Below are 22,698 nucleotides of genomic sequence, written 5' to 3'. Positions count from 1 at the left end.
CCGCCGCGGCACCTGTGAGAGGACACACCATGACCACCGAGCTGAGCCCCGACGCCCTGAGCGGGCTCCTCGACCGCGCCCGCCAGGACTACGAGGCCCTCGTGGGGCGCGGGCTCTCGCTCGACCTCACCCGGGGCAAGCCGGCCCCGGAGCAGCTCGACCTCTCCGGCGAGCTGCTGGCCCTGCCCGGCACGCGCTTCTCCGCCGCGGACGGCACGGACGTGCGCAACTACGGCGGACTGCACGGTCTGCCGGAACTGCGGGAGATCTTCGCGGAGGTCCTCCAGGTGCCGGTGGCGCAGCTGCTCGCCGCGGGCAACTCCAGCCTGGAGCTGATGCACGACTGCCTGGTGCACGCCCTGCTGAGCGTGGTGCCCGGCGCCGAGTCCCGCTGGGTGGAGCAGGAGCGGATCGCGTTCCTGTGCCCGGTCCCGGGCTACGACCGGCACTTCGCGCTGTGCGAGCGGTTCGGCATCGACATGATCCCGGTGCCGATGACGCCCGAGGGCCCCGACATGGACGCCGTGGAGCGGCTCGTCGCCGAGGACCCGAGCGTCAAGGGCATCTGGTGCGTACCGAAGTACAGCAACCCGGACGGCGTCAGCTACAGCGACGCGACCGTGGCGCGGCTCGCCGCGATGCCCACCGCCGCGCCCGACTTCCGGATCTTCTGGGACAACGCCTACGCCGTCCACCACCTCACCGACGAGCCCGTCGAGATCGCCGACCTGCTCGGCGCCTGCGCCGACGCCGGCCACCCCGACCGGGCGTTCGTGTTCGGCTCCACCTCGAAGATCACCGCGGCCGGCGCGGGCGTCGCCTTCTTCGGCTCGTCCCCCGCGAACGTCACGTGGCTCCTCGCCAACAACGCCAAGCGGTCCATCGGACCCGACAAGATCAACCAGCTGCGGCACGTCCTGTTCCTGAAGGACGCCGACGGTGTGCGCGCCCACATGGAGGGCCAGCGCGCCCTGCTCCAGCCCAAGTTCGAGGCGGTGGCGCGGATCCTCGACGCCGAGCTCGGCGGCACCGGGCTCGCCACCTGGACGTCCCCCAGGGGCGGGTACTTCGTCACCCTCCAGGTGCCGGACGGCTGCGCCAAGGAGGTCGTCCGCCGGGCCGCGGAGGCGGGCATCGTGCTGACCCCCGCCGGGGCCACGCACCCGTACGGCGACGACCCGCGCGACGCGGTCATCCGGATCGCGCCCAGCTACCCCGGCCTCGCGGAGCTGGAACAGGCGATCGAGGGCCTGGCCGTCTGCGTACGCCTGGTGGGGTACGAGCAGCGGGCGCGCTGAGCGGGGACGCCGGCCCGGCGCGGGCCGTCGCCCGGTGCCGCCCCCGCGCGGGGCGTTCCGGACGGCCCGCGCCGGCGCGGCTCACGCCCCGGAGCCCGCGCACGTCCGGCGCACGGTGTCCGCGAACGCGCGGGCCAGCGGGGTCAGGGCCTCCCAGCTGCGCACGGCCCAGCCCACCGACAGCGGCGGCAGCACCGGGACGGGCACGAACCGCAACGCCCCGCCGCTCCCGGCGGTCCGGCCGGGGAGGTCCGGCACCACGGCGTGGCCGAGGCCCAGTTCGGCCAGCAGGATGGCGGTGTCCCAGTCGGCGACGCTCGTGTCGGAGCGGCCGGGGACGCCCAGCGCGGCGAGGGCCGCGTCCAGGTGCGCCCGGGAGGTGGACCTGGCCGGCAGCCGGATGTGCCGGATCTCCGCCAGGTCGTCCGCCCCGATCCGCGGGCGCGCCGCGAGCGGGTCGTCGGCGCGGACGGCCAGCACCCAGGGCAGCTCGACCACCGGGTGCTGCTCGATGCCGCGCACGCGCTCGCCGATGGTGACCCAGGCGAGGTCGAGGTCGTCCGCGGCGAGCGCGTCGAAGCACCGGCTGCTCGAACTCTCGGTCTGGAACTCCAGACTGGCCCGCGGGTAGCGGTGGTGGAAGTCCACCACGGCCTCGGACATGAAGTGCCGCAGCGTCGTGGCGCCCGTCGTCACCCGCACCGACCCGACGTCACCGCGGACGGATTCCTGGATGCTCCGCACGGCCATGTCGAGGCCGGCCATGCTGTGCGCCGCGGCCGCCTGGAGCACCCGCCCCGCCTGGGTGGGGACGACACCGCGGGTGTGGCGCTCCAGCAGGGCGACGCCGGTCTCCCGCTCCAGCCGCTTCACGTGCTGGCTCACCGCCGACTGCGAACGGCCGAGGTCACGGGCGACCGCGCTGAGGCTGCCCGCCCGGCAGACGGCTATGAAGACGCGCAGATCGTCAAGAGTCACGGACCCAAGCTATCCCTTGGGGCTGAGCAGCAATCCCTAGGATTGACTCGGTGGTTGGGGCGGCGGAAGATCATCGCGGGGCCCTGGGCGGCAACCCGTCCCCCTCCGCACCCCACGGGCCCCGCGGAGCGGGACGGGTGCCGACCCTCCCGGCCCCCTGCCGAGCCGGTCTCCAGTGACGCTGCAGGACCGCGCGGGAGGCTGGGGGAGATCGGCGCGGCCACCGGGCCGGCCGTCTCGAAGGGAGTATCCATGTCTCAGCCGGTCGGGACCCTGCCCAACCAGGTCACCGGGGATCTCTACGCCGAGGTGCAGACCTTCTACGCCCGGCAGATGCGGCGGGTCGACGCCCTCGACATCGAGGGGTTCGCCGACACCTTCACCGAGGACGGCGAGGTCGTGCACGCCGGCGGCCAGCGACAGCGGGGCCGCGAGGAGATGATCGCCGGCATGCGGGCGAACCTGCCCCGCTACCGCGACATCGCCGTACGGCACTGGTTCGGCCACCTGATCATCGAGACCGACGCGGCCGACCCCGACCTGCTGCGCGTCTCGTACTACACCCTCGTCACCCAGACCGACCGCGAGGGCAAGGTGAACTTCCAGCCGACCTTCACCGTCGAGGACGAGCTCGTCCGGCGCGACGGACGGCTCCTGACGCGCTCCCGCGTCATCCACCGCGACAGCCCGGCCGAACCGCCCGCCGCCTCCTGACCCGTCCCCCGACCCCTCCCCCCGGGACACAGCGCCCCGCCCACGGACTGCCGTGAGCGGGGTGCTGTGGTGTGCGGCGGGGGACGGCGCTCAGTCGATGCCGCGCCAGATGTGCGGCTCGCTGCCGTCGTCGTCGGGGTCGCCCGCCAGCAGCAGCGGCACCCAGGCCGGCGGCGGCGGGTCGGGAGGCACGGGCACCGGCTCCTGGGTGGGCCGGTCCAGCAGGATCGTCGCCATTGACGGCTCCTCTCGCTCGGCATGCTCGGGGTCAGGCGTGACAGGCGGGCAGCCCGCCGTGGAAGGCGACCATCTCCTTGAAGGACGCCAGCACGTCGATGCGGGCACCGGGCGCCAGCCCGTCCAGCTCGGCGTACGCGCGGTGCAGGTTGCCCACCAGCCGCTCGGGGTCGACGAGCTTGGCGAACGGGCCGAGGTCCGCCTCCTCGGCGGCCCGCAGCGGGGTCAGCCCCCGGCGCACCCCGTCCCGCGCCAGCTCCTGGAGCAGCCGGAGGTACGCCTCCGTCTCGTCGAGCAACTCGGGGCCGCCGACCGGTCCGTGACCCGGCACGACCGTGGCGGCGCCCAGCGCCCTCAGCCGGGCGAGGGCGTCCAGCGACCCGGTGATCGAACCCATCAGGACGTACGGTGTGACGCCCGACCACACCACGTCGCCGGTGAAGAGCACCGAGCGCTCCGGAACCCACACCACGACATCGTTGGCCGTATGGGCGGGGCCCACATGGAGCAGCTCGACCCGCAGGTCGCCGGCGTGCACGGTCAGCGCGTCACGGAAGGTCAGCGAGGGCAGCGTGAGCGGCGTCTCGCCCCACTCCACACCGGGCCACAGGCCCCGCAGGCCCAGCCCCGCCTCCGCCGAGTCGGCGCGGCACCCCTCGTGGGCCACGATCACCGAACGCGGGACGAACTGTCCGTTGCCGAAGGTGTGATCGCCGTGGAAATGCGTGTTCACCACGAACTCCGGGCCGCCCGGCAGGAGCCGTTCGACCTCCGAGCGGAGCCTGCGGGCGCGCGCCTGTGTGGCGGCCGTGTCGACGAGCACCCCGTGGTCCCCGTCGACGACCAGGCCCGCGTTGTTCAGGCACCAGCCGCCGTCGGGCTGGACGAACGCGAACACGCCCTCGGCGACCGGCTCCAGCGAGGCGAGGGACGCCGTCATGACGACGCCGCCGGGTCGGCGGGCAGCCGGGTGAAACCGCCCCGGTGGAAGACGAGCGGGTCCGCCGCGGCGTCCCCGCCGCCGAGCGCGACCACCCGGCCGACGAGCAGCGTGTGGTCACCGGCGGCGTACTCCGCCTCCAGGACGCACTCGAAGTACGCCTCGGCCGAGGGGATCACGGCGTTCCCCAGCACGCCCCGGGTGGCTCCCAGCCGCGCCATGGCGGCCGGTCCGGCCGGGCGGTCCGGCCGGCAGAACTCCTGGGCGAGGTCCTGCTGGTGCCGGTTCAGCACATTGACGGCGAAACTGCCGGACCGGGCGACCCGCGGGCGCATCCGGCCGTCCGCCTTGACGGACACCAGGATCAGGACCGGCTCCAGGGACACCGAGGTCAGGCTGTTGAGGGTGATGACGCTGGTTGTCTCGTCACTGCCCTGGGTCAGCAGCGTCACACCGGTGGGGAAGCGGCCCATCGCCGCCCGGAAGGCGGCCGCGTCGGGCACCTGGGCCTCGGGCACATGGGCGTCGGGCACATGGGCGTCGGGCACATGGGTGTCCGGCACGAGTACGGCCGTGGCCGTTCCGCCGGTGGTCGTCGCTTCGGGCGCTTGGGTCATCGTGGAGGTGTCCGTTTCCGTTCGCATCAGTAGTTGCCCAGCCCGCCGCAGACGTTGAGCGCCTGTGCGGTGATCGACGCCGCCACGTCCGACACGAGGTAGCCGACCAGCCCCGCCACCTCCTCGGGGGTGGAATAGCGGCCGAGCGGGATCTTGGCGTTGAACTTCTCCTGGATCTCCTCCTCGGACACGCCGTAGTGGCCCGCGTAACCCTGGCGCACGCGCTGCGCCATCGGCGTCTCGACGTAACCGGGGCACACCGCGTTCACCGTGATGCCGGTCTTCGCCAGCTCCTTGCCCACGGCCTTGGTGAAGCCGATGACCCCGTGCTTGGAGGCGGAGTACGGGGCGGCCAGCTCCACCCCCTGCTTGCCACCCGTGGAGGCGATGTTGACGATGCGGCCCCAGTCGCCGTCCCGCATCCGTCCGGTGCTCAGCACCTCGCGGGTGACCCGGAACGTGCCGTTGAGGTTGGTCTCGATCACGTCGTCCCACAGCGCGTCGCCGATCTCGGCCGTGACGCCGCCGCCCCCGCGTCCCGCGTTGTTGACCAGGACGTCGATCCGGCCGTACGTCTCGACGGCCGACCGGACGGCGGTCTTGATCTGCTCCACCGACGTGACGTCGCAGACCGCGCCGGCGACGTCCAGGCCCTCTTCCCGCAGCCGCTTCACCATGGCCCGCACGTCCTCCTCACCGCGTGCGACGCCGAACACGGCGAGACCCTGCCGGGCCAGGAGTTCGGTCACCGCCAGACCGATACCGCTGGTCGCGCCCGTGACGAAGGCGACCCGCCGCTCGGTGCCCGTCCCCGTAGCTGTCATCGTGCTCTCCCGTCGCTCGTCGTCCGAATGGGTCGACCGTGACCCCGTCTCCTTGCGCGGTTCTCGACTCCTCCTCGAACAGCCGCCGTTCGAGCCGCCGTCGACGGGCGGTTGAGCCGCCGGCGCGAGGCTGGCCCGGTCCGAACGAAGTGACACGAGCGAGGAGGGTCCGTGGCCGAGCAGACGATTCCGGACGTACGGAAGTCGGTGACCGTGGCGGCGACGCCCGAGGAGAGCTTCACCGTCTTCACCGGGCGCCCCAAGGACTGGTGGCCGCCGTCGCACGTCCTGCTGAAGAAGGAGCGGGCCGGCCTCGCCTTCGAGGGCGGAGTGGGCGGGCGCTACTACGAGTGGGACGTCGAGGGCAACGAGATCACCTGGGGCCGCATCCTGGAGTGGCAGCCGGGGCGCCGCCTGCTGATGACCTGGCGGCTCGACGGCAACTGGCAGTCCATCCCCGACGACGAGCGGGCCAGTGAGATCGAGGTGACCTTCACGCCCGCCGCCGGCGGCGGCACCACGGTGGAGCTGGCCCACATCAAGCTGCACAAGCACGGCGAGGGCGCGCAGCGCATCTTCCAGGCGCTCGACGGGCCGAGCCCGGGGGAGACCCTGGAGCGGTTCGCCAAGCTCTTCTGAACCCGCGCCCGTCTTCATCCGTTTCTTCCCGTACGGCTCAGGGCCCCGGTCACCGACCGGGGCCCTGAGCCGTGTTGCCGTTCGCCGCGGGTCAGTCCGCGATGGCCTCGATGACCGAGACGACCGGGTCGACCGTCTCCAGCACCTTGGTCACGGTGAAGCCGGCCGCGCCGAGGATCTCCTTGAACTCCGGCAGCGTGCGCTCCTTGCCGTTGAACACCGTCATCATCATCATGTCGATGGTCTTGCTGACGTGGGGGTCGTTGCCCTCCGGGATCACCGCGTCGACCACCAGCAGCTTGGCGCCCTTCGGCATTCCCTCGCGGGTCGCCTTCAGGATGCGCAGGCCGTTCTCGTCGCTCCAGTCGTGGAGGATCGACTTGAGGATGTAGATGTCACCGCCGCCCGGCACCGACTCGAAGAAGTTGCCCGGCTCCGTCTTCCAGCGGCCGGCCACCTGCGGCTCGTCGAGCAGGTTCTCGCGGAGCACCGACTCCTGGTCGTACAGCGTGCCGGTCACCGTGGGGTGCTTGCTGAGGACCGACAGCAGCAGACCGCCGCGGCCACCGCCGACGTCCACGACGCGGGCGCCCTCCGGGAAGGGGTAGGTGTCGGCGACGAGGTCGGTGAACTGGCCGGAGAAGGCCGCCGTCCCCGCGTTGAAGATCGTCGCCTCCTCGGGGTGCGAGCCGAGCCACTCGAAGAACGGCGCGCCGTACAGCTCGTCGAAGATCGTGCTGCCCTTGCGGACCGTCTCGTTGAGCTTGCCGATCGGCTTCCAGAACAGCTCGTTGCCGAGCATCAGGAAGCTGTCGCGCACCGAGTTCGGGACACCGGTGCGCAGCAGCTCGGCCATCGGCGTCAGGTGGAAACGGCCCTCCTCGTCCTCACGGAACACCTCACGGGTCGCCAGGTAGCGCAGCAGCCGCCGGACGTAGGGACCGTGCAGGCCGCTCAGCTCGCCGAGCTCGGCCGGCGTGCGGGGGCCGTCGGCGAGGTGGTCGGCGATCTTCGCCTCGGCCGCCGTGTAGAGCGACGCGGAGTACAGGAAGCCCGTCATGTGCACGGTCAGCTCGGCGGCGAGCTCCGTGCGGTCGGACTCGGTTGCAGCCATGGGACCCTCCGTATGTCGGCTGCCCGGCCTCCAGTGGCCGGACGGTCGGCACGCCCTTCGACGTGCGGTGCGGCCAACCGTGCCCGCCGCGGCATGAGCGGCGGCGTAGAACGGGTCGCACGCCGCATGAGTACGCCGGCGGCGCGCAGGCCGCCCGGACGCACCCGACCGGGCCGGCGGGCGGCGGCCGGCCCGGCCCCCACCTGCGCCGGACCGCCGCGCCGCGCCTGGCGCGGTCCCGGGCGGCGCGGCGGGGGAGGGGGCGTCTCCCGCCGCGGCCGGGTACGTTCCTGCCGCCGTAGGGCGGCGCCCGGGTGGTGCTGGTCGTCGGCAGCGGCGACGACGGGGGCGACGCGCTGTACGCGGGCGCCCGCCTGACGCGCCACGGGGCGGACGTGTCCGCCGTGCTGCCCGGCCCCCGGGCCGACGTCCGGTGCGGGCCGGCGGGCGGAGCGCGACGTGCCGGGCGGGCGTCCAGCGGCGGTGTACCCGGCTTCGAGGCCCGGCGGCCACGCTGCCCGGACGACCGCGCACCGCGAAGCGTTCACCACAGGAGGTCACGAGGATGCCTGCCGCCATACAAGGGGACACCGGGTTGGCCGAGGCCGCCGACAAGCTGCGCGCCCTCGCCGCCGAGTACGCCGCCGAGGCGGACAGCACCCGCCGGCTCGCCCCCGACGTCACGGAAGCGGTCCGCGGGACCGGCTTCGCCCGCCACTTCGTGGCCTCCCGCTGGGGCGGCACCGAGGGCACGTTCGGCGAGCTGACGCGTGCCGTCGTCACCGTCGGCGAGGCCTGCGCGGCCACCGCCTGGTGCGCGTCGCTGGCCGCGTACTCGGCCCGGTTCGCCTCGCACCTGCCCGAGGAGGGGCACCGGGCCGTCTGGGGCGAGAGCCCCGACGTGGTGATCGCCACGGCCCTGATGCCGGCCGGCCGGGCCCGGGCGGTGGAGGGGGGCTGGCGGCTCAGCGGCCGGTGGTCCTACGTGAGCGGCATCGACTTCGCCGACTGGGCGCTGGTCTGCGCCGCCGTGCCCGGCGCCGACGGCCCCCCGCAGCTGCGGTTCTTCGCCCTGCCCCGGGGCAGCTGGACCGTGCAGGAGACCTGGGACAGCGTCGGGATGCGGGCCACCGCGAGCCACACCGTCGTCGTCGACGACGTGACCGTGCCCGGCCACCTGTCCTTCGACCGCACCGACATGCTCACCGGACGCAACGCCACCTCCACCGCCTCCTGCCACACGGTGCCGTTCCAGGCGGTCGGCGGACTGACGTTCATCGCCCCCGTCGTGGGAGCCGCCTCCGGGGCGCTCGCGGCCTGCGCCGCGACGATGACCGGCCGGCGCCGCAACCAGGCGGGCGAACTGCTCGTGGTCCGGGCCTCGGGGCGGATCGACGCGGCACGCCACCTGGTGGAGCAGAACGCGCGGGTCATCGACGAACGGCGGTTCACGCCGGAGTACATGGCGCGGAACGAGCGCAACGCCACCTTCTCCGCCGAGCTCCTCCAGGAGGCCGCCGGCCTGCTGATCCGCGGCGCGGGCACCGGCGGCCTGGGGGAGGCGCACCCGCTCCAGCGGTTCTGGCGCGACATCACCTCCGCGACCAGCCACGTCGCCCTCCAGTACGACACGGCCGCCCGCAAGAACTACTCGGCCGTGCTGTTGGGCCCCGAGGAGGGCTGACGCCCTCACCGGCCGGGGCGGACGTCAGGTCCGCGGCTCCATCAGGTCGGGGGCGGTCGCGCCGTCCAGCGACTCGCGCAGGAGGTCGGCGTGGCCCGCGTGCCGCGCCGCCTCCGTGATCAGATGGAGCAGGATCCACCGCACACTGCGCGGCTCCTCCGGCGGGCCCCACGGTGTCACCGGCATGGGCACCCGGCGCCCGAGGCCGCCCGGCAGGTCGCGTACCGCGCGCACGACCTCGGCGCCCACCCGCCGGTGCTCGCGCAGCAGGTCCCCCACGCTCTGCCCGGCCGGCGGCGTGAACTCGGCCTCGCCGTCCCGGTCCGTCCAGTCCCCGCCCCGGCCGCGCAGCACCGGGATCCAGGCGGGCTCACCCCGCACGGCGTGCGCCAGCAGCGCCGCCAGGGACAGTTCGCTCACACTGGGCCTGCTGTGCGCCTGCTCGTCGGTCAGCCCGCTCACCGCCCTGCGCAGGGCCGCGCGCTGCTCCTCCCAAGCGGACAGCAGCACCTCGCGTTCCTCGGTTCCCGCTTCCACCATGACCGGCATGCCGATCGCCTCCTCCACCTCGTGCCGGACGCCGTGCCGCACGGCCCCGTCCTCCCCGTATGTCCCGAACGCCGCGCTTCGTGCCCAACGGCGTGTTCGAGTCCCAGGACACGGACGTCGACCCGGGCACGGACCCGGGCTGCGGCGGGGCGTGGGCGGGGGGCGCGGGCGCGGGTGATGCGGGCGCCCCGCGATGTAGCGCCTCTCCAGGACGCGTCCAGCCCGCGTTGCCACCGTGGGCGGTGGATGCGCGCCGCCACGGTGGTGGCGCGCCGACCTACGGAAAGGGGAGCCGACGTGTCCCAAGCGCTGCGGTCAACCGACCGGCGCGTGAGCGCCGAACTCTACGTCGAGGTGCAGCAGTTCTACGCCCGGCAGATGCCGCTGCTGGAGGAGCGCAGGCTCGAGGAGTTCCTCCAGACGCTCACCGAGGACGGCTCCATCGAGCACCGTCCGGGCGGCTGGAAGCTGGAGGGCCGGCAGCAGCTGCTGGAGGAGATGACGGCCCGCCGGGGCGACGCCGAACGGCCCCTCGTCGACGAGATCTCGGCACGCGAGGCGCGGGAGAAGAACATCGCGTACTACGACGGGCTCGTCTACCGCTACTGGTTCGACCGGATGCGCGTCGAACCCGTCGACGACGACACCCTGCACGTGCGCTACCAGGCGATCGTCAGCATGACCGACCGGTCCGGCAAGGTCAGCTTCGAGCCGACCACCACCGTCGAGGACGTGCTGGTCCGCGTCGACGGCGTGCTGCACACCCGGTCCCGGGTCGTCACCCATGACACCCCGAACTGGGCCGACAAGATCCACAACCCTTCCTGAAGACAGCGCCCGCCCCGTTCCGTAACCCGCCCACAGCCCGCACCCCGCGGAGGTATCCCTTGTCCGCCTGCCCCGTGTCGCACGCAGCCGACGTCTTCCCCTTCCCCGGTTCGACCTATCGCGGCCCCGCCCCGCAGTACGCCGCCTTCCGCGCCGACCAGCCGGTGGTCAAGGTGCCTACCGCGGGAGGTGTGGACGCCTGGCTGGTCACCCGCTACGAGGACGTGCGGGCGCTGTCGGCGGACCCCCGGCTGAGCCGCGCCCGGGCCTGCGGGCCGGGCGCCCCCCGCATCGGCGGCACCATGCACACCACCCCCGAGATGATCATCTCGCTGGACTCGCCCGAGCACTCCCGGCTGCGCAAGCTGGTCGCCGGAGCGTTCACCCTGCGCCGGGTCGAACGGATGCGGGCCGGTGTGCAGAAGGTCGCCGACGAGCTGCTCGACGACATGCAGGCCCAGGAGGGCCCGGTCGACCTGGTGCAGCAGCTCGCCGTGCCGCTGCCGCTGACCGTCATCGGCGAGCTGCTCGGCGTACCGGCCGCGGACCTGCGGGACTTCGAGAAGTGGGCCCGCGCGTTCGCCACGGTCGACGACCGGGCCGGCGGCGAGGAGTCCCTCAACGGTCTCGCCAAGCTCAGCGAGTACATCGTCGGGCTGGTCGCGGACAAGCGTGCCCGCCCCACCGACGACATGCTCTCCGAGCTGATCGCCGCCCGCGACAACGACGACCGGCTCAGCGAGCAGGAACTGGTGACCTTCGGCTTCACGCTGATCGGCGCCGGCTTCGACACCACGGCCAACCAGCTCGCCAACTCCGTACTGGCCCTGATCGCGGACCACCGCGACCAGTGGCGGTGGCTCGCGGAGGACCGCTCGCGCATCCCCGTGGCCGTCGAGGAACTCCTGCGGCACGTCAACCTGTTCGCGACCGACACGTCCGGCTTCCCGCGCATCGCGGCCGACGACATCGAGGTCGGCGGGGTGACGATAGCCAAGGGCGACGCCGTGCTGCTCTCGCTCGCCTCCGCCAACCGGGACGGCGACGTCTTCCCCGACGCCGACCGGCTCGACCTCGCCAGGGAGAAGAACCCGCACATCTCCTTCGGCCACGGCCTGCACTACTGCCTGGGCAAGCACCTCGGCCGCATGGAGATGGAGATCGCCCTCGACGGCCTGGTGCGCCGCTTCCCCGACCTCCGGCTCGCCGTGCCGGAGGACGAACTGCCCTGGCACAACGGCGAGATCAACCACACCCTCACCAGCCTGCCGGTCGTGTGGGGAGCCTGACCCATGGCCACCGCCACCCTTCCCCTGCTGCGGGAGCGTGTGGACCGCGCCCTGCCCGACCGGTTCGCGCGCTCCGCCGCGGTCACCGGCGCCGGGGCGCGGACCCGTACCGCCGACGTCCTCGGCTGGCTGGAGGAGCGCCGCCGCGCGCACCGCTTCGGTGTGCGGCGCATCCCGTTCACCGGGCTGGAGGGGTGGTCCTTCGCGGCCGGTACCGGCAACCTGGTGCACCGCAGCGGCCGGTTCTTCACCGTCGAGGGGCTGCGGGTCACCACCGGCACCGGGCCGTACCCCTCCTGGCAGCAGCCCGTGATCCGGCAGCCCGAGGTCGGCATCCTCGGCATCCTCGCCAAGGAGTTCGACGGGGTCCTGCACTTCCTGATGCAGGCCAAGATGGAACCGGGGAACCCCAACCTGCTCCAGCTGTCGCCGACCGTGCAGGCCACCCGGAGCAACTACACCAAGGTGCACCGGGGCGCCGACGTGCGGTACCTCGACCACTTCCTGCGGCCCGGGCGCAACGGGGACCGGGTGGTCGCCGACAGCCTCCAGTCCGAGCACGGGGCGTGGTTCTTCCGCAAGAGCAACCGGAACATGATCGTCGAGACCTCCGGCGAGGTGCCCGGCCACGAGGACTTCCGCTGGCTGACGCTCGGTCAGCTCGGTGAGTTGCTGCGGCTGGACAACGTCGTCAACATGGACACCCGTACGGTGCTGGCCTGCGTGCCCGGCGCGGGCGGGCCGGGGGCGCTGCACTCCGACACGGAACTGCTGTCCTGGTTCACCGCCGAGCGGGCCCGTCACGACGTCGACGCCGGGCTGGTCCCGCTCGACCGGGTGGCCGGCTGGCGCCGCGGCTCCTTCGACATCGCGCACGAGGAGGGACGGTTCTTCACGGTGGTGGCCGTCTCGGTCGACGCGGGCAGCCGCGAGGTCACCGGCTGGACCCAGCCGCTCATCGAACCCGTGGGAAGGGGGGTGGCCGCCTTCCTCACCCGGTCCATCGGGGGCGTGCCCCACCTCCTGGCGCACGCCCGGGTGGAGGGCGGCTTCCTCGACACCGTCGAGCTCGGCCCGACGGTCCAGTGCGTACCGGAGAACCACACGCACCTCCCGGCGGACGCGCTGCCGTTCCTCGACACGGTCCTGCGCGCCGACCCGTCGCAGGTCCGGTACTCGGCCGTCCACTCGGAGGAGGGCGGCCGGTTCCTCAACGCCGAGAGCCAGTACCTGATCGTCGAGGCCGACGCGCCCCTCGACCCGCCGCCCGGCTACCGGTGGTGCACCCCTTCCCAGCTGCTGTCGCTGACCCGGCACGGCCACTACCTCAACGTCCAGGCGCGCAGCCTGCTCGCACTGCTGACCAGCGGCGCGGTCCGGCTCGAGCGCTGATCGAGCCCCGCGCGAGCGGCCGCCCGCACACTTGCCCCGCACCACCTCTGTCCCGCCCCTGTCCCACCCCTGCTCGACCGCCCGCCCGCCCCGGCCCACAACGGAGGACGACCATGCCAGCCGGAACGCCGTACACCATCCCGGCCAAGGCCCGTGAGATACGACTGGCCAAGCACCTCGAGGGTGCGCTGACCCCGGACCACTTCGACCTCGTCGACGTGGAGGTGCCGGAGCCCGGACCGGGAGAGGTCGTCGTCCGGATGGACCACCTCGGTGTCGCGGCCGCCTACCAGGACCTGATGCGGACGGACTGCCAGCTCCCGCTGCCGCCCTACCAGGTGGGCGCCCGGATCGGCGGCGGCGAGACCGGCACCGTCGTGGCCTCCAACAGCCCCGACCTGGCGGTCGGCGACCTCGTCCAGTCCATGACCGGCTGGTGCGAGTACTCGGTCGGACCCGCCTCGTCCTACTTCAAGCTCCCGGCCGGGCTCTTCCCCAGCACCTCCTACTTTTTGTGCCAGGGGCCCACCGCCTACTACGGCATGGCCGACATGGCGCGCGCGGGTGAAGGGGACGTGGTCTTCGTGTCCGGCGCGGCCGGCGGCGTCGGCTCGCTCGCGGGCCAGATCGCCAAGTGCCGCGGGGCGGCCCGGGTCATCGGCAGCGCGGGCAGCAAGGAGAAGGTCGCCTACCTGGTGGACGAGCTGGGCTTCGACGCCGCCTTCGACTACCACGACGGCCCGGTCGCCGACCGGCTCGCGGAACTCGCGCCGGAGGGCATCGACGTCTTCTTCGACAACGTCGGCGGCGAGCAGTTCGAAGCGGCGCTCCAGGCGGCCCGCCCGCACGCGCGGTTCGCCCTGTGCGGCGCGCTGTCGGTGCAGAACGGCGCCGGCCAGGCCTCCTTCCCCCGCTTCGACCTGATGACCGCCATCACCCGGCACGTGGAGCTGCGCCCCTTCGCCTGCTACCACACCCCCGAGCAGATCGGGGCGTGGATCCAGCACTTCGCGACCTGGCTGGGCGAAGGCCGGTTCGTCTTCCCGCAGACCGTCGTCGAGGGCGGCATCGAGGCCGCCCCCGAGGCCCTGCTCTCGCTCCTCAAGGGCGCCTACCGGGGCAACGTCTCCGTCGCCCTCTGACCCGCCCCCCGGTGCCGGCGACGGCACCGGGGCCAGGCACGTACGGCATTCACACAGATGGGAATCGTCATGACATCAGCGGCCGCCCCCGCGGACGCCCCCCGCAAGGCAGGCCGGCGGGAGTGGTTAGGACTGGCCGTCCTCGCCCTCCCCGCCATGCTCATCGCCATGGACATGACTGTCCTCTACCTCGCGGTCCCCCAGCTCAGCGCCGACCTCGCGCCCGACAGCTCCCAACTGCTGTGGATCCTCGACGTGTACGGGTTCCTCGTCGCGGGCTGCCTGATCACCATGGGGACCATCGGCGACCGCATCGGACGCCGGCGCCTGCTGCTGATCGGCGCCGCGGCGTTCGGCGTCGCCTCGATGCTCGCCGCGTGGTCCGACTCCGCCGGGATGCTCATCGCCACCCGCGCCCTGCTCGGCGTCGCCGGGGCGACCCTCATGCCCTCGACGCTCGCCCTGATCCGCAGCATGTTCCCGGACCCGGCGCAGCGCACGGCGGCCATCGCCGTGTGGATGACCAGCTTCACCCTCGGCATGACCCTCGGCCCGCTCGTCGGCGGCGCCGTCCTCGAACGCTGGTGGTGGGGAGCGGTCTTCCTGCTCGCCGTCCCCCCGATGGTGCTGCTGCTCGCGGTCGGACCCGCCCTGCTCCCCGAGCACCGCGACCCGGCCCCCGGCCGGCTCGACCTGGTCAGCGCCGCGCTGTCGATCGTCGCCACCATCTCGTTCGTCTACGGGGTCAAGGAGATCGCCAAGGACGGCGCCGGAGCGATCCCGTTCGTCGCCCTGCTCCTGGGCGTCGCCCTCGGCGTGGTGTTCGCCCGCAGGCAGCGCCGCCTCACCGACCCCATGCTGGACCTGAAGCTCTTCTCCGACCGCGCCTTCAGCGCCTCACTGGGAACGCTGACACTCACCCTGTTCGCGATGTCCGGGGTCTTCTTCTTCCTCTCCCAGTACATGCAGATGGTGCTGGGGCTCACCCCCTTCCAGGCGGGGCTGTGGACACTGCCCCAGGCCGGCGCCATGGTCGTGGTCGCCGCGCTGACGCCGGGGCTGGTGCAGCGCGTCCGCCCCGCCTACGTCATGGCGGGCGGACTCGTCGTGGGCGCGGTCGGGTTCCTGCTCTTCCTCGGCCTCGACGGCACGGACGACCTGTGGCTGCTGGTGACTGGGTCCGTCGTCCTGTCCATCGGCGTCGGCCCCATGACCATCATGGGCGTCGACATGATCGTCGGTGCCGCCCCGCCGGAGCGGGCGGGCGCCGCCTCGGCGATCTCCGAGACCAACCAGGAGTTCGGCATGGCCATCGGCGTGGCCGTCCTCGGCAGCGTCGGCACCGCCGTCTACCGCGGCACGCTCCAGGACACCCTGCCCGCCGGGGTGCCCGCCGAGTCCGCGGAGGCGGCCCGGGACACGCTCGGCGGCGCCCTGGAGGCGGCCGCCGCGCTGCCCGGCACGGCCGGACCGGAGCTCCTTGCCGCCGCGCGCCAGGCCTTCACCCAGGGCCTGCACGTCAACACCGTCATCGCCGCGGTGCTCGTCTTCGTCGCGGCGGCCCTGGTCGCGGGCCTGCTGCGGCAGGTGACGCCCCGCAGCGCCGAGGAGGCGGAGACCGCCGGGGAGCCCACCGGGAAGACGGGCGAGGACGGCGACGGTCCCGGGACGGCCCCCGCGGAGGTGGCCGAGAGCGCCGCCGCGGTGGACACTGCTGTCGCGGAACCGGCAGGGAAGACCACGCGCGCGGAAACGGTGTGATGACGAACGTACCCACGGTGGAGTGGCCGCGGGCGGCGGCCCGGCGCCTCGAACGGCACGGGCTCGCCGCCCCCGCGAAGGACGCCGGCCCCGCCGACGCCGTCGCGGCCATGTGCGGAGCCCACGCCCAGCTCATGTCCGCCGCCGAACTGTCCGTCGCCCTGCGGCTGAAGGGCACCACCCGGGCGGGCGTCCGGGAGGCGCTGTGGACCGCCCGCACCCTCGTCAAGACGTACGGGCCACGCGGCACCGTCCATCTGCTGCCCGCCCGTGACCTGGCGATGTGGACGGGCGCCCTGTCCGCGCTGCCGGGCGTGCGCAACCTGCACGCGCCCGGCGTCCGCCTCACCCCGGAGCAGACCGACCAGGTCGTCGAGGCCGTCGGCGACGCGCTCCTTGAGGGCGAGCTGACCGTGGAGGAGCTGGGCGAGGCGGTGACCGACCGGGCCGGGGCCTGGGCCGGCGACCTCGTCGTCCCCGCCTTCGGCGGCATGTGGCCCCGCTGGCGGCAGGCCATGGACGTGGCCGCCAACCGCGGCGCCCTGTGCTTCGGCCCCCAGCGCGGACGCAAGGTCACCTACACCAACCCGCACCGCCTGGTGCCCGGCTTCCGCCCCCTCGGCGGGACGGCCGCGCTCACCGCGCTCGTCGAGGCGTACCTGCGGTCCTACGGGCCCGCGACCGCCCAGCAGTTCGCCCAGTGGACGGCGACGCCCCGCCCCTGGGCCACGGAACTGTTCGCGTCCCTGGAGTCCCAGGGCCGCGTCGAACCCGTGGACTTCCTGGGACAACGGGCCTGGCTGGTCGCCGGCGACACCGCGATGCCGGGCGCGCCGCCGAGCGGGGTGCGGCTGCTGCCGTACTTCGACGCGTTCACCGTCGGCTGCCACCCCCGGGAGGCGCTCTTCCCCGGCCGGGCGGCGCAGCGGGCCCTCTCCGGAGGCCAGGCGGGCAACTTCCCCGTCCTGATCGTCGACGGCGAGGTCGCCGGAGTCTGGCACCAGCGGCGCTCGGGACAGAAGATCCTCCTCACCGTCGAGCCGCTGAACCCGCTCACCCCCGGGCAGCTGCGGGAACTGGACGAACAGGTCGAACGGGTGGGCCACATCCTCGAAGGCCGGCCCGAACTCACCATCGGCACGGTCACCGTGGGCGCCCACGCCTGACCGACCACCCCCCACACACGCCCCGCCCGGCCGCCCGCTCGCGGCCGGGCGGGGCCTTTTCCGGCCACGGCCGGCTCACGGCGGCGGTACGCCGGGGCGCAGCGGGCGCGCCGAGATCTCCACCCGGGAGACCCGCAGCCGCGCGCCGTCGGCGCCGTACACCACCGACGTGCCCTCACCCCTGAACCCGCCGCCGTCGCCGGTCAGCACGGCCCGCTGCTCGACGTCGACCCAGCCGGCACAGTCGCCGCGCGCGTCGAAGACCGGCTCGGCGACCCGGAAGGAGAACGCCCGCGCGCCGGTCGGCCACCAGGTGCCCGCGCCCCCCGACGCCAGGAACACCCGGCCGTCCACCGTGAAGTGGAGGACGCTGCTGGACGTGCCGCTCGGCCGGGCGACCCGGGCCGTCCAGGCCCCGGCCAAGAAGTCTCCGTCGACATCGAGAACGGCATCGGCATCGGCAGTCATGGCCGAAATGCTGCGCCTCCCGGCTCGAGCACCGGTCGAGTCCCGCCGGGGACAATGAGCCCATGGCCGTGATCTCTCAGCGCACGCTCAACAGAACGCTCCTCCAGCGCCAGTTCCTCACCGAACGCACCACCCGCGCACCCCTCGACGTGACCGGTCACCTGGTGGCCCTCCAGGCACAGGAGCCCGACGCGCCGTACATCGGACTGTGGACGAGGATCACGGACTTCGGGCACGACGACCTGACCTCCCTGGTGCACGACCGCTCCCTGGTACGGGCCAAGCTGCTCCGCAACACTCAGCACCTGGTCACCGCGGACGACTTCCCCTGGCTGTGGCCCCTGCTGGAACCGGTGCTCGGACGGACCAGGCAGGGCGCCTTCGGGCGCGCCGTGGCGGGCATCCCCGAGGACGAGCTGCGCGCCGCCGGGCGGGAGCTGCTGGCCGGCGAGCCGCTGACCCGGCCCCAGTTGGGCCGGCTGCTCGCCGAGCGCTTCCCGGGCCGGGACACCACCGCCCTGGCCTATGTGGTGCAGTCGCTGGTGGCGCACATCCACCCGCCGCCCAGCGGGACGTGGGGACAGCGCGGCGCGACGCCGCTGACCCTCGCCGACGCCTGGCTCGGCCGTCCCATGAGCACCGACGCCCGGCTCGACACCATGGTCCTGCGCTATCTGGCGGCGTTCGGGCCCGCGAGCGTCGCCGACCTCCAGGCGTGGTCCGGCCTCACCCGGCTGCGCGAACCGCTCGACGCGATGCGCTCCCGGCTGCGCGTCCACCGCGGCCCCGACGGCAAGGAACTCCTCGACCTCCCCGACGCACCGCTCGCCGACCCCGACCTGCCCGTCCCGGTGCGGTTCCTGCCTGCCTACGACAACCTCGTCCTCGGCCACGCCGACCGGACCCGGGTCATCGGCGACGAGGACCGCGCGCGGGTCATCACCGGCAGCGAGGTCAGGCCGGTGTTCCTGGTCGACGGGGTCGTCCACGGCGTCTGGGCGCTGAAGGAGACCACGCTCCACATCGAGCCCCACCGCCCCCTGACCGGTCCGCAGGCCGCCGAGGTGGAACAGGAGGCCTGGCGGGTGCTCGACTTCGTCCGGGCGGCCCCCGCCAAGCGGGGCAGGCGTCCGGCGGCGGCCGGCGAACCGGCCGTCACCTTCGTCTGACCCGCGCCGGGCCGGCCACGGGCGCACCGCTCACGGGACGGGCAGGACGAGGACCTCGTACGGGGTGGCCGGCGTCGGAACGGTCATGTTGATCCGCGAGTTGGGGACGTACAGCCGGTCACCGAACACGGCCACCGCCGAGGGGGCGTCGAACCGCTCGTCCTTCACGCGCCGGACCACCTCGCCCCGGGTGCCGGCCGCGTCGAGCCGGACCTCGGCGAGGTGGTGCTCGATGCCGACGGCCCCGTACAGCCTCGTCCCGGACAGCGCGAGGCCGTCGGCGCGCAGCGTCTCGCCCCCGAGGCCGACGCGCGTCGTCGTGCCCGTCCGCGGGTCGACACGGAACAGGACGCCCTCGTTGGCCTGCACGATCAGCAGTGCGGTGCCGTCCGGGGTGCGTTCGGCGCCCATCACGTTGAGCCCCTCGGTGTACACCAGGTCACCGGTGAGCGGCACCCGGCGGACGTCACCGGGACCGGGCAGGGCGCCGTCCGGGCCCAGCGGCAGGTGGTACAGCACCGGGGCGAGCGCGTCGGTGAACCACGCCCCGTCCGGAGTGAGCACCACGTCCGCGACCAGCGTGGGGCCGTCCGCCGCCAGCCGGTAGTCGGCGAGGATCTCGCCGGTCTCCCCGTCCACGACCCGGGCGTCACCGGCGAAAGCGCCCGCGACGAAGACCCGCCCGCGACCGTCGACCCGCACGCCCGCCGCCGGCGTACCGGGTCCCGGACCCAGCGTCCGCCCCACGCCCGTGACCAGGTCCAGCCGGTGCAGCGAACCGTCGGCCAGCGAACCGAACCAGGCGACCGGCTCCGCGCCGATCGTCACCGACTCCGGCTGGAAACCGTCGGGCAGCCGCAGTGCCGTGAGCACCGGACCCGGCGCCGCCCCTCCGTGCGCGCCCGCACTCCTCGTGTCGGTCATGGGTCCGCTCCTCCTCGCGTACGCCGCCGCCCCTCGTGCGGTGGCCGGTTCCCGTCGTCCGCCCATCGTCCGCAGAACCGCTCGACGTGGCCTCGAGAGCCGCCGCAGCGCTCCGCCCCGGCCGGTTCGAGCCCGCTTCGACCCGCGCTCCCTACCCTCCCGGCATGAGAATTCTGGTGAACACCGGCCCGTCGCACGGGCTGTACTTCCCCGTCGTGCCCATGGCCTGGGCCCTGCGCGCCGCCGGGCACGACGTCCTGGTCGCCGGCACCGAGGGCCTGGGCCCCCTGGTGAGCGGCTCGGGACTGCCGTTCGTCGCCGTCCCCGGCCCGTACCACACCAGCGAGGCCATGATCACGGACCGGGCCGGGCAGCGGCTGGTCCCGCCGGACGACGAGGCCGGCGTCCTGGAGCACATGGGCCGGGGCTTCGCCCGGCTCGCCGCCCGCACCCATGACGGCCTGTCGGACGTCGTCCGGCGCTGGCGCCCCGACCTGGTCCTGAGCGACGTGCACGCCTACGGGGCGGGCCTGGTCGCCCGCGAGCACGGGGTGCCGTGGGTCGAGCACAGCATCGGGCTCGGCTACCGCCACCGGCCCGTCATGGACAAGTGGGGCGCCGAGGAGCTGGCGCCCGAGCTGGAGCGCGCCGGGCTCGCGGGCCTGCCGCAGGCCGACCTGACGCTGGACGTGTGCCCCCCGAGCCTGCGGGCGGAGGAGGCGGCCACCGTCCAGCCGCTGCGGTACGCGCCGTACGACGCCCCGGGCACCCTGCCCGAGTGGGTGCTGCGGGAGCCGGAGCGGCCCCGGCTGCTGCTGAGCATGGGCACCGTGTGGCCCGCGATCGGCGGCGCGCCGCTGCTGGGCCGCCTGGTGGCCGCCCTGGCGTCGCTGGACGTGGACATCGTCGCGGCCGTCGACGACCAGTACCTGGAGCAGCTCGGGCCGCTGCCGCCGCAGGTCGTCGGCGCCGGGTGGATGCCGCTCGGCTCGGTGCTGCCGGGCTGCGACGTGGTGGTGCACCACGGCGGCGGGGGACTGACGATGGCGGCGCTGCGGGCCGGGCTGCCGCAGCTGCAGGTCCGCTACCTCATCACGGCCGAGCAGTTCGACAGCGGTCGCCGGCTGGCGGAGCTGGGTGTGGGACGGCAGGCGGTGAGCGAGGAACTCGACCTGGACGCGGTGGTGGAGAGCACCACGGCACTGCTGCGGGACAGCGGATACCGGGAGCGGGCGGGGAAGGTCCGCGACGAGATCGCGGCCATGCCGCCCGCCACCGACGTCGTCGCGGTGATCGAAGCGCTCGCCGGCGCCTGAGCGGAACACGGTGAGGGGCCGGGGCGATGTGCCGCCCCGGCCCCTTCGCCGTGCCGTCGTCGTCGAGCCGTGGTCGTCGTCGGGTCGTGTGGGTCGTCGGTGCGTGCCGGCAGCCGTCGGGCCCGTGCCGAAGCCGGGCCGTGTCGGCGTCGGTCCGGCGGTGTCGCCGTACCCTGCTGCCGCCGTGACGGCGGCTCAGGACTCGCGCGCCCGCTGGTAACCGTTGATCTCGCGGAGCCAGCCCTCGTGGTCGGCGAGGCGGGCCTGCGCGTGGTCCGCCACCTCCGGATGGGGCAGGACCAGGAACCGGTCCTCCGCCATGCCGTCGAACAGGGCCTGCGCCACCTCCTCCGGGCCGATGGGCGCGGACGTGAGGGTGAGCCCGCCGGAGGAGCCGGCCGTCGCGTGCATCGCGGTGCGCACCCCGCGCGGGCAGACGGCGTGCACGGCCACCCCGCGGTGCCGGTAGGTGACCGACAGCCACTCGGCGAACGCGAGCGCCGCGTGCTTGGACACCGCGTACGGGGCCGACCCCACCATCGTCAGGAGCCCGGCGGCGGACACCACCGATACGAACCGGCCGCTCCCGCGTTCCAGCCAGTCCGGCAGCAGGTCCCGCGCGGCCCGTACGTGCGCCATGAGGTTGACGTCCAGCGCCGAGGACCAGCCGTCGTCCGGTACGTCCGGGCCGCCCGCCGTGGCGACCCCGGCGTTGGCGCAGTAGACGTCCACGGGCCCGCCGAGCAGGTCGCGGGCGGCCGGGACCAGCGCGCCGGCGGCGTCGCCCGGCAGGGCCAGCCCGCCGATCTCGGCCGCCAGCGCCCGTGCCCGGTCCTCGTGCCGGTCGTTGACGACGACCCGGGCGCCCTCGGCGGCGAAGCGGCGGCACAGCGCGGCGCCGATGCCACGGCCCGCCCCGGTGACCACCACGCCCGCCCCGCGGAACCGCGACGCCCCGCCCGTCCCGTCCGCCCCGTGCGGCCGCGCCGACCCGTTCGTGCCGTGCCCGGTCATGGGCGCGCACCGGACAGGTCGAGCGCGCGGCAGTCCGCGTAGCGGGGGAGGAGCCCGGCGCGCTCTGCCTCGGCGAGGGTGGGGGCCGCCCGGTCCCGCTCCGACAGCACCGGGGTGATGTCGTCCGGGATCGGCAGGCCCAGTGCCGGGTCGAGGGGGGAGAGCGCGTGCTCGCGCTCGGCGGCGTAGGCGGTCGACAGCAGGTACGAGACGGCGGTGTCGTCCTCCAGGGCGACGAACAGGTGCCCGACGCCCGTCGGGAGCAGCACCGCCTGGCACTCCCGCGTGTCGAGGACCACCGAGTCCCAGGTGCCGAAGGTGGGCGAGCCGACCCGGGTGTCGACCACCACGTCCAGCGCCGCGCCGCGGGTGCAGTACGCGTACTTGGCCATGCCGGGCGGTGTCGCGGTGTAGTGGACGCCCCGGACGACGCCGCGCCGCGAGACGCTGTAGCTGCACTGCGCCACCGGGAACAGCGGGCGCCCCAGGGCCTGGGTGAACGCCTCCTCCTGGTGGGGCGACAGGAACATGCCCCGGTCGTCGTGGAACACCTCGGGGGTGAAGGCGAACGCGCCCTCGACCGCCAGCTCCCGCGCCTTCACGACCGGCCCCCGCGGGGGAGCCCGCCCGCCGCC

The 22,698-nt window shown here is 73.9% G+C and carries 23 protein-coding genes and 1 pseudogene; 13 read left to right on the top strand and 11 right to left on the bottom strand.

Features of this window, described 5'->3' with window-relative positions; genetic code table 11:
- Window positions 1–29: 29 nt before the first annotated feature.
- Entirely contained in the window at window positions 30–1,298 is a 1,269-nt protein-coding gene (locus EIZ62_RS04095; protein WP_156691347.1) for an aspartate aminotransferase type Ic, read from the top strand.
- 81 nt (window positions 1,299–1,379) lie between these two features.
- Here EIZ62_RS04095 and EIZ62_RS04090 read toward each other — a convergent pair whose 3' ends face one another.
- Window positions 1,380–2,276 (bottom strand): LysR family transcriptional regulator, encoded by an 897-nt coding sequence (locus EIZ62_RS04090; RefSeq protein WP_156691346.1) that lies wholly within the window; start codon window positions 2,274–2,276, stop codon window positions 1,380–1,382.
- Window positions 2,277–2,528: 252 nt separating this feature from the next.
- Here EIZ62_RS04090 and EIZ62_RS04085 point away from each other — a divergent pair, with 252 nt between their 5' ends.
- Complete coding sequence (locus EIZ62_RS04085; protein ID WP_156691345.1) at window positions 2,529–2,990, top strand: nuclear transport factor 2 family protein; 462 nt, start codon at window positions 2,529–2,531, stop codon at window positions 2,988–2,990.
- 90 nt (window positions 2,991–3,080) lie between these two features.
- On the opposite strand, the gene EIZ62_RS04080 is transcribed toward EIZ62_RS04085, so the two are convergent.
- Genes EIZ62_RS04080 through EIZ62_RS04065 form a run of 4 tightly spaced genes read right to left on the bottom strand, consistent with a single transcriptional unit; the run spans window position 3,081 to window position 5,608 of the window.
- Window positions 3,081–3,227 carry a hypothetical protein gene (locus EIZ62_RS04080; protein WP_156691344.1) on the bottom strand — a complete coding sequence of 49 codons (147 nt, stop codon included), beginning with the start codon at window positions 3,225–3,227 and terminating at the stop codon, window positions 3,081–3,083.
- A 31-nt stretch (window positions 3,228–3,258) separates the two neighbouring features.
- Entirely contained in the window at window positions 3,259–4,167 is a 909-nt protein-coding gene (locus tag EIZ62_RS04075; protein WP_156691343.1) for an MBL fold metallo-hydrolase, read from the bottom strand.
- Window positions 4,164–4,784, bottom strand: a complete 621-nt coding sequence (locus EIZ62_RS04070) for a flavin reductase family protein (RefSeq protein ID WP_167536332.1) — start codon at window positions 4,782–4,784, stop codon at window positions 4,164–4,166. The genes EIZ62_RS04075 and EIZ62_RS04070 overlap by 4 nt, the downstream gene beginning before the upstream one ends.
- A gap of 26 nt (window positions 4,785–4,810) precedes the next feature.
- A complete protein-coding gene (locus EIZ62_RS04065) occupies window positions 4,811–5,608 on the bottom strand; it encodes an SDR family NAD(P)-dependent oxidoreductase (protein WP_156691341.1) in 798 nt (265 codons plus the stop codon).
- Between the two features lie 171 nt (window positions 5,609–5,779).
- Between EIZ62_RS04065 and EIZ62_RS04060 the strand changes: the two genes are divergently transcribed.
- Window positions 5,780–6,247 carry an SRPBCC domain-containing protein gene (locus EIZ62_RS04060; RefSeq protein WP_156691340.1) on the top strand — a complete coding sequence of 156 codons (468 nt, stop codon included), beginning with the start codon at window positions 5,780–5,782 and terminating at the stop codon, window positions 6,245–6,247.
- A 91-nt stretch (window positions 6,248–6,338) separates the two neighbouring features.
- Here EIZ62_RS04060 and EIZ62_RS04055 read toward each other — a convergent pair whose 3' ends face one another.
- The gene (locus EIZ62_RS04055) at window positions 6,339–7,361 is read right to left on the bottom strand and encodes a methyltransferase (RefSeq protein WP_156691339.1); all 1,023 of its coding nucleotides are present in this window, start codon (window positions 7,359–7,361) and stop codon (window positions 6,339–6,341) included.
- A gap of 314 nt (window positions 7,362–7,675) precedes the next feature.
- On the opposite strand from EIZ62_RS04055, the pseudogene EIZ62_RS32910 reads away from it, so the two are divergent.
- A pseudogene (locus tag EIZ62_RS32910) lies at window positions 7,676–7,729 on the top strand (hypothetical protein); the annotation flags it as partial.
- 197 nt (window positions 7,730–7,926) lie between these two features.
- On the top strand, window positions 7,927–9,045 hold the full coding sequence (locus tag EIZ62_RS04045; RefSeq protein WP_244375450.1) for an acyl-CoA dehydrogenase family protein: 1,119 nt from the start codon (window positions 7,927–7,929) through the stop codon (window positions 9,043–9,045).
- Between the two features lie 24 nt (window positions 9,046–9,069).
- Here the strand turns inward: EIZ62_RS04045 and EIZ62_RS04040 are convergent, their stop codons facing one another.
- Complete coding sequence (locus EIZ62_RS04040) at window positions 9,070–9,636, bottom strand: DinB family protein (RefSeq protein ID WP_244375448.1); 567 nt, start codon at window positions 9,634–9,636, stop codon at window positions 9,070–9,072.
- A gap of 288 nt (window positions 9,637–9,924) precedes the next feature.
- On the opposite strand from EIZ62_RS04040, the gene EIZ62_RS04035 reads away from it, so the two are divergent.
- From EIZ62_RS04035 to EIZ62_RS04010, 6 genes are all read left to right on the top strand, one after another.
- Window positions 9,925–10,422: a nuclear transport factor 2 family protein gene (locus EIZ62_RS04035; protein WP_244375446.1), complete on the top strand. Its 498-nt coding sequence runs from the start codon at window positions 9,925–9,927 to the stop codon at window positions 10,420–10,422.
- Between the two features lie 74 nt (window positions 10,423–10,496).
- The gene (locus EIZ62_RS04030) at window positions 10,497–11,711 is read left to right on the top strand and encodes a cytochrome P450 (protein ID WP_156691336.1); all 1,215 of its coding nucleotides are present in this window, start codon (window positions 10,497–10,499) and stop codon (window positions 11,709–11,711) included.
- Window positions 11,712–11,714: 3 nt separating this feature from the next.
- On the top strand, window positions 11,715–13,103 hold the full coding sequence (locus EIZ62_RS04025; RefSeq protein ID WP_156691335.1) for an NDP-hexose 2,3-dehydratase family protein: 1,389 nt from the start codon (window positions 11,715–11,717) through the stop codon (window positions 13,101–13,103).
- A 113-nt stretch (window positions 13,104–13,216) separates the two neighbouring features.
- Window positions 13,217–14,245 (top strand): MDR family NADP-dependent oxidoreductase, encoded by a 1,029-nt coding sequence (locus EIZ62_RS04020; RefSeq protein ID WP_156691334.1) that lies wholly within the window; start codon window positions 13,217–13,219, stop codon window positions 14,243–14,245.
- Window positions 14,246–14,314: 69 nt separating this feature from the next.
- The gene (locus EIZ62_RS04015) at window positions 14,315–16,006 is read left to right on the top strand and encodes an MFS transporter (protein WP_156696191.1); all 1,692 of its coding nucleotides are present in this window, start codon (window positions 14,315–14,317) and stop codon (window positions 16,004–16,006) included.
- On the top strand, window positions 16,006–17,172 hold the full coding sequence (locus EIZ62_RS04010) for a winged helix DNA-binding domain-containing protein (protein WP_156691333.1): 1,167 nt from the start codon (window positions 16,006–16,008) through the stop codon (window positions 17,170–17,172). Before EIZ62_RS04015 ends, EIZ62_RS04010 begins: the two co-directional genes overlap by 1 nt.
- A gap of 75 nt (window positions 17,173–17,247) precedes the next feature.
- Here EIZ62_RS04010 and EIZ62_RS04005 read toward each other — a convergent pair whose 3' ends face one another.
- Window positions 17,248–17,640 (bottom strand): hypothetical protein, encoded by a 393-nt coding sequence (locus EIZ62_RS04005; RefSeq protein WP_156691332.1) that lies wholly within the window; start codon window positions 17,638–17,640, stop codon window positions 17,248–17,250.
- A gap of 62 nt (window positions 17,641–17,702) precedes the next feature.
- Here EIZ62_RS04005 and EIZ62_RS04000 point away from each other — a divergent pair, with 62 nt between their 5' ends.
- A complete protein-coding gene (locus tag EIZ62_RS04000) occupies window positions 17,703–18,809 on the top strand; it encodes a winged helix DNA-binding domain-containing protein (RefSeq protein WP_156691331.1) in 1,107 nt (368 codons plus the stop codon).
- Between the two features lie 30 nt (window positions 18,810–18,839).
- Here the strand turns inward: EIZ62_RS04000 and EIZ62_RS03995 are convergent, their stop codons facing one another.
- Window positions 18,840–19,733, bottom strand: coding sequence for an NHL repeat-containing protein (locus EIZ62_RS03995; RefSeq protein ID WP_156691330.1), 894 nt, complete (start codon window positions 19,731–19,733; stop codon window positions 18,840–18,842).
- 164 nt (window positions 19,734–19,897) lie between these two features.
- On the opposite strand from EIZ62_RS03995, the gene EIZ62_RS03990 reads away from it, so the two are divergent.
- A complete protein-coding gene (locus EIZ62_RS03990; RefSeq protein WP_156691329.1) occupies window positions 19,898–21,049 on the top strand; it encodes a nucleotide disphospho-sugar-binding domain-containing protein in 1,152 nt (383 codons plus the stop codon).
- Between the two features lie 195 nt (window positions 21,050–21,244).
- Here EIZ62_RS03990 and EIZ62_RS03985 read toward each other — a convergent pair whose 3' ends face one another.
- Both EIZ62_RS03985 and EIZ62_RS03980 read right to left on the bottom strand, forming a co-directional pair.
- Window positions 21,245–22,063 carry an SDR family NAD(P)-dependent oxidoreductase gene (locus EIZ62_RS03985; RefSeq protein WP_156691328.1) on the bottom strand — a complete coding sequence of 273 codons (819 nt, stop codon included), beginning with the start codon at window positions 22,061–22,063 and terminating at the stop codon, window positions 21,245–21,247.
- Window positions 22,060–22,665: a dTDP-4-dehydrorhamnose 3,5-epimerase family protein gene (locus tag EIZ62_RS03980; RefSeq protein ID WP_156691327.1), complete on the bottom strand. Its 606-nt coding sequence runs from the start codon at window positions 22,663–22,665 to the stop codon at window positions 22,060–22,062. Before EIZ62_RS03980 ends, EIZ62_RS03985 begins: the two co-directional genes overlap by 4 nt.
- Window positions 22,666–22,698: the final 33 nt, after the last annotated feature.

Origin of the sequence: Streptomyces ficellus (assembly GCF_009739905.1) — a bacterium.
Lineage (GTDB): Bacteria > Actinomycetota > Actinomycetes > Streptomycetales > Streptomycetaceae > Streptomyces > Streptomyces ficellus_A.
This window is presented reverse-complemented; position numbering and strand designations above follow the sequence as displayed.

Coding starts and splice junctions, on each gene's coding strand:
- EIZ62_RS04015 (WP_156696191.1), top strand. CDS start 14,315: ATGACATCAGCGGCCGCCCCCGCGGACGCCCCCCGCAAGGCAGGCCGG.
- EIZ62_RS04095 (WP_156691347.1), top strand. CDS start 30: ATGACCACCGAGCTGAGCCCCGACGCCCTGAGCGGGCTCCTCGACCGC.
- EIZ62_RS04020 (WP_156691334.1), top strand. CDS start 13,217: ATGCCAGCCGGAACGCCGTACACCATCCCGGCCAAGGCCCGTGAGATA.
- EIZ62_RS04080 (WP_156691344.1), bottom strand. CDS start 3,227: ATGGCGACGATCCTGCTGGACCGGCCCACCCAGGAGCCGGTGCCCGTG.
- EIZ62_RS03990 (WP_156691329.1), top strand. CDS start 19,898: ATGAGAATTCTGGTGAACACCGGCCCGTCGCACGGGCTGTACTTCCCC.
- EIZ62_RS04000 (WP_156691331.1), top strand. CDS start 17,703: ATGGCCGTGATCTCTCAGCGCACGCTCAACAGAACGCTCCTCCAGCGC.
- EIZ62_RS04085 (WP_156691345.1), top strand. CDS start 2,529: ATGTCTCAGCCGGTCGGGACCCTGCCCAACCAGGTCACCGGGGATCTC.
- EIZ62_RS04075 (WP_156691343.1), bottom strand. CDS start 4,167: ATGACGGCGTCCCTCGCCTCGCTGGAGCCGGTCGCCGAGGGCGTGTTC.
- EIZ62_RS04065 (WP_156691341.1), bottom strand. CDS start 5,608: ATGACAGCTACGGGGACGGGCACCGAGCGGCGGGTCGCCTTCGTCACG.
- EIZ62_RS04025 (WP_156691335.1), top strand. CDS start 11,715: ATGGCCACCGCCACCCTTCCCCTGCTGCGGGAGCGTGTGGACCGCGCC.
- EIZ62_RS04005 (WP_156691332.1), bottom strand. CDS start 17,640: ATGACTGCCGATGCCGATGCCGTTCTCGATGTCGACGGAGACTTCTTG.
- EIZ62_RS04045 (WP_244375450.1), top strand. CDS start 7,927: ATGCCTGCCGCCATACAAGGGGACACCGGGTTGGCCGAGGCCGCCGAC.
- EIZ62_RS03995 (WP_156691330.1), bottom strand. CDS start 19,733: ATGACCGACACGAGGAGTGCGGGCGCGCACGGAGGGGCGGCGCCGGGT.
- EIZ62_RS04055 (WP_156691339.1), bottom strand. CDS start 7,361: ATGGCTGCAACCGAGTCCGACCGCACGGAGCTCGCCGCCGAGCTGACC.
- EIZ62_RS03985 (WP_156691328.1), bottom strand. CDS start 22,063: ATGACCGGGCACGGCACGAACGGGTCGGCGCGGCCGCACGGGGCGGAC.
- EIZ62_RS04010 (WP_156691333.1), top strand. CDS start 16,006: ATGACGAACGTACCCACGGTGGAGTGGCCGCGGGCGGCGGCCCGGCGC.
- EIZ62_RS04070 (WP_167536332.1), bottom strand. CDS start 4,784: ATGACCCAAGCGCCCGAAGCGACGACCACCGGCGGAACGGCCACGGCC.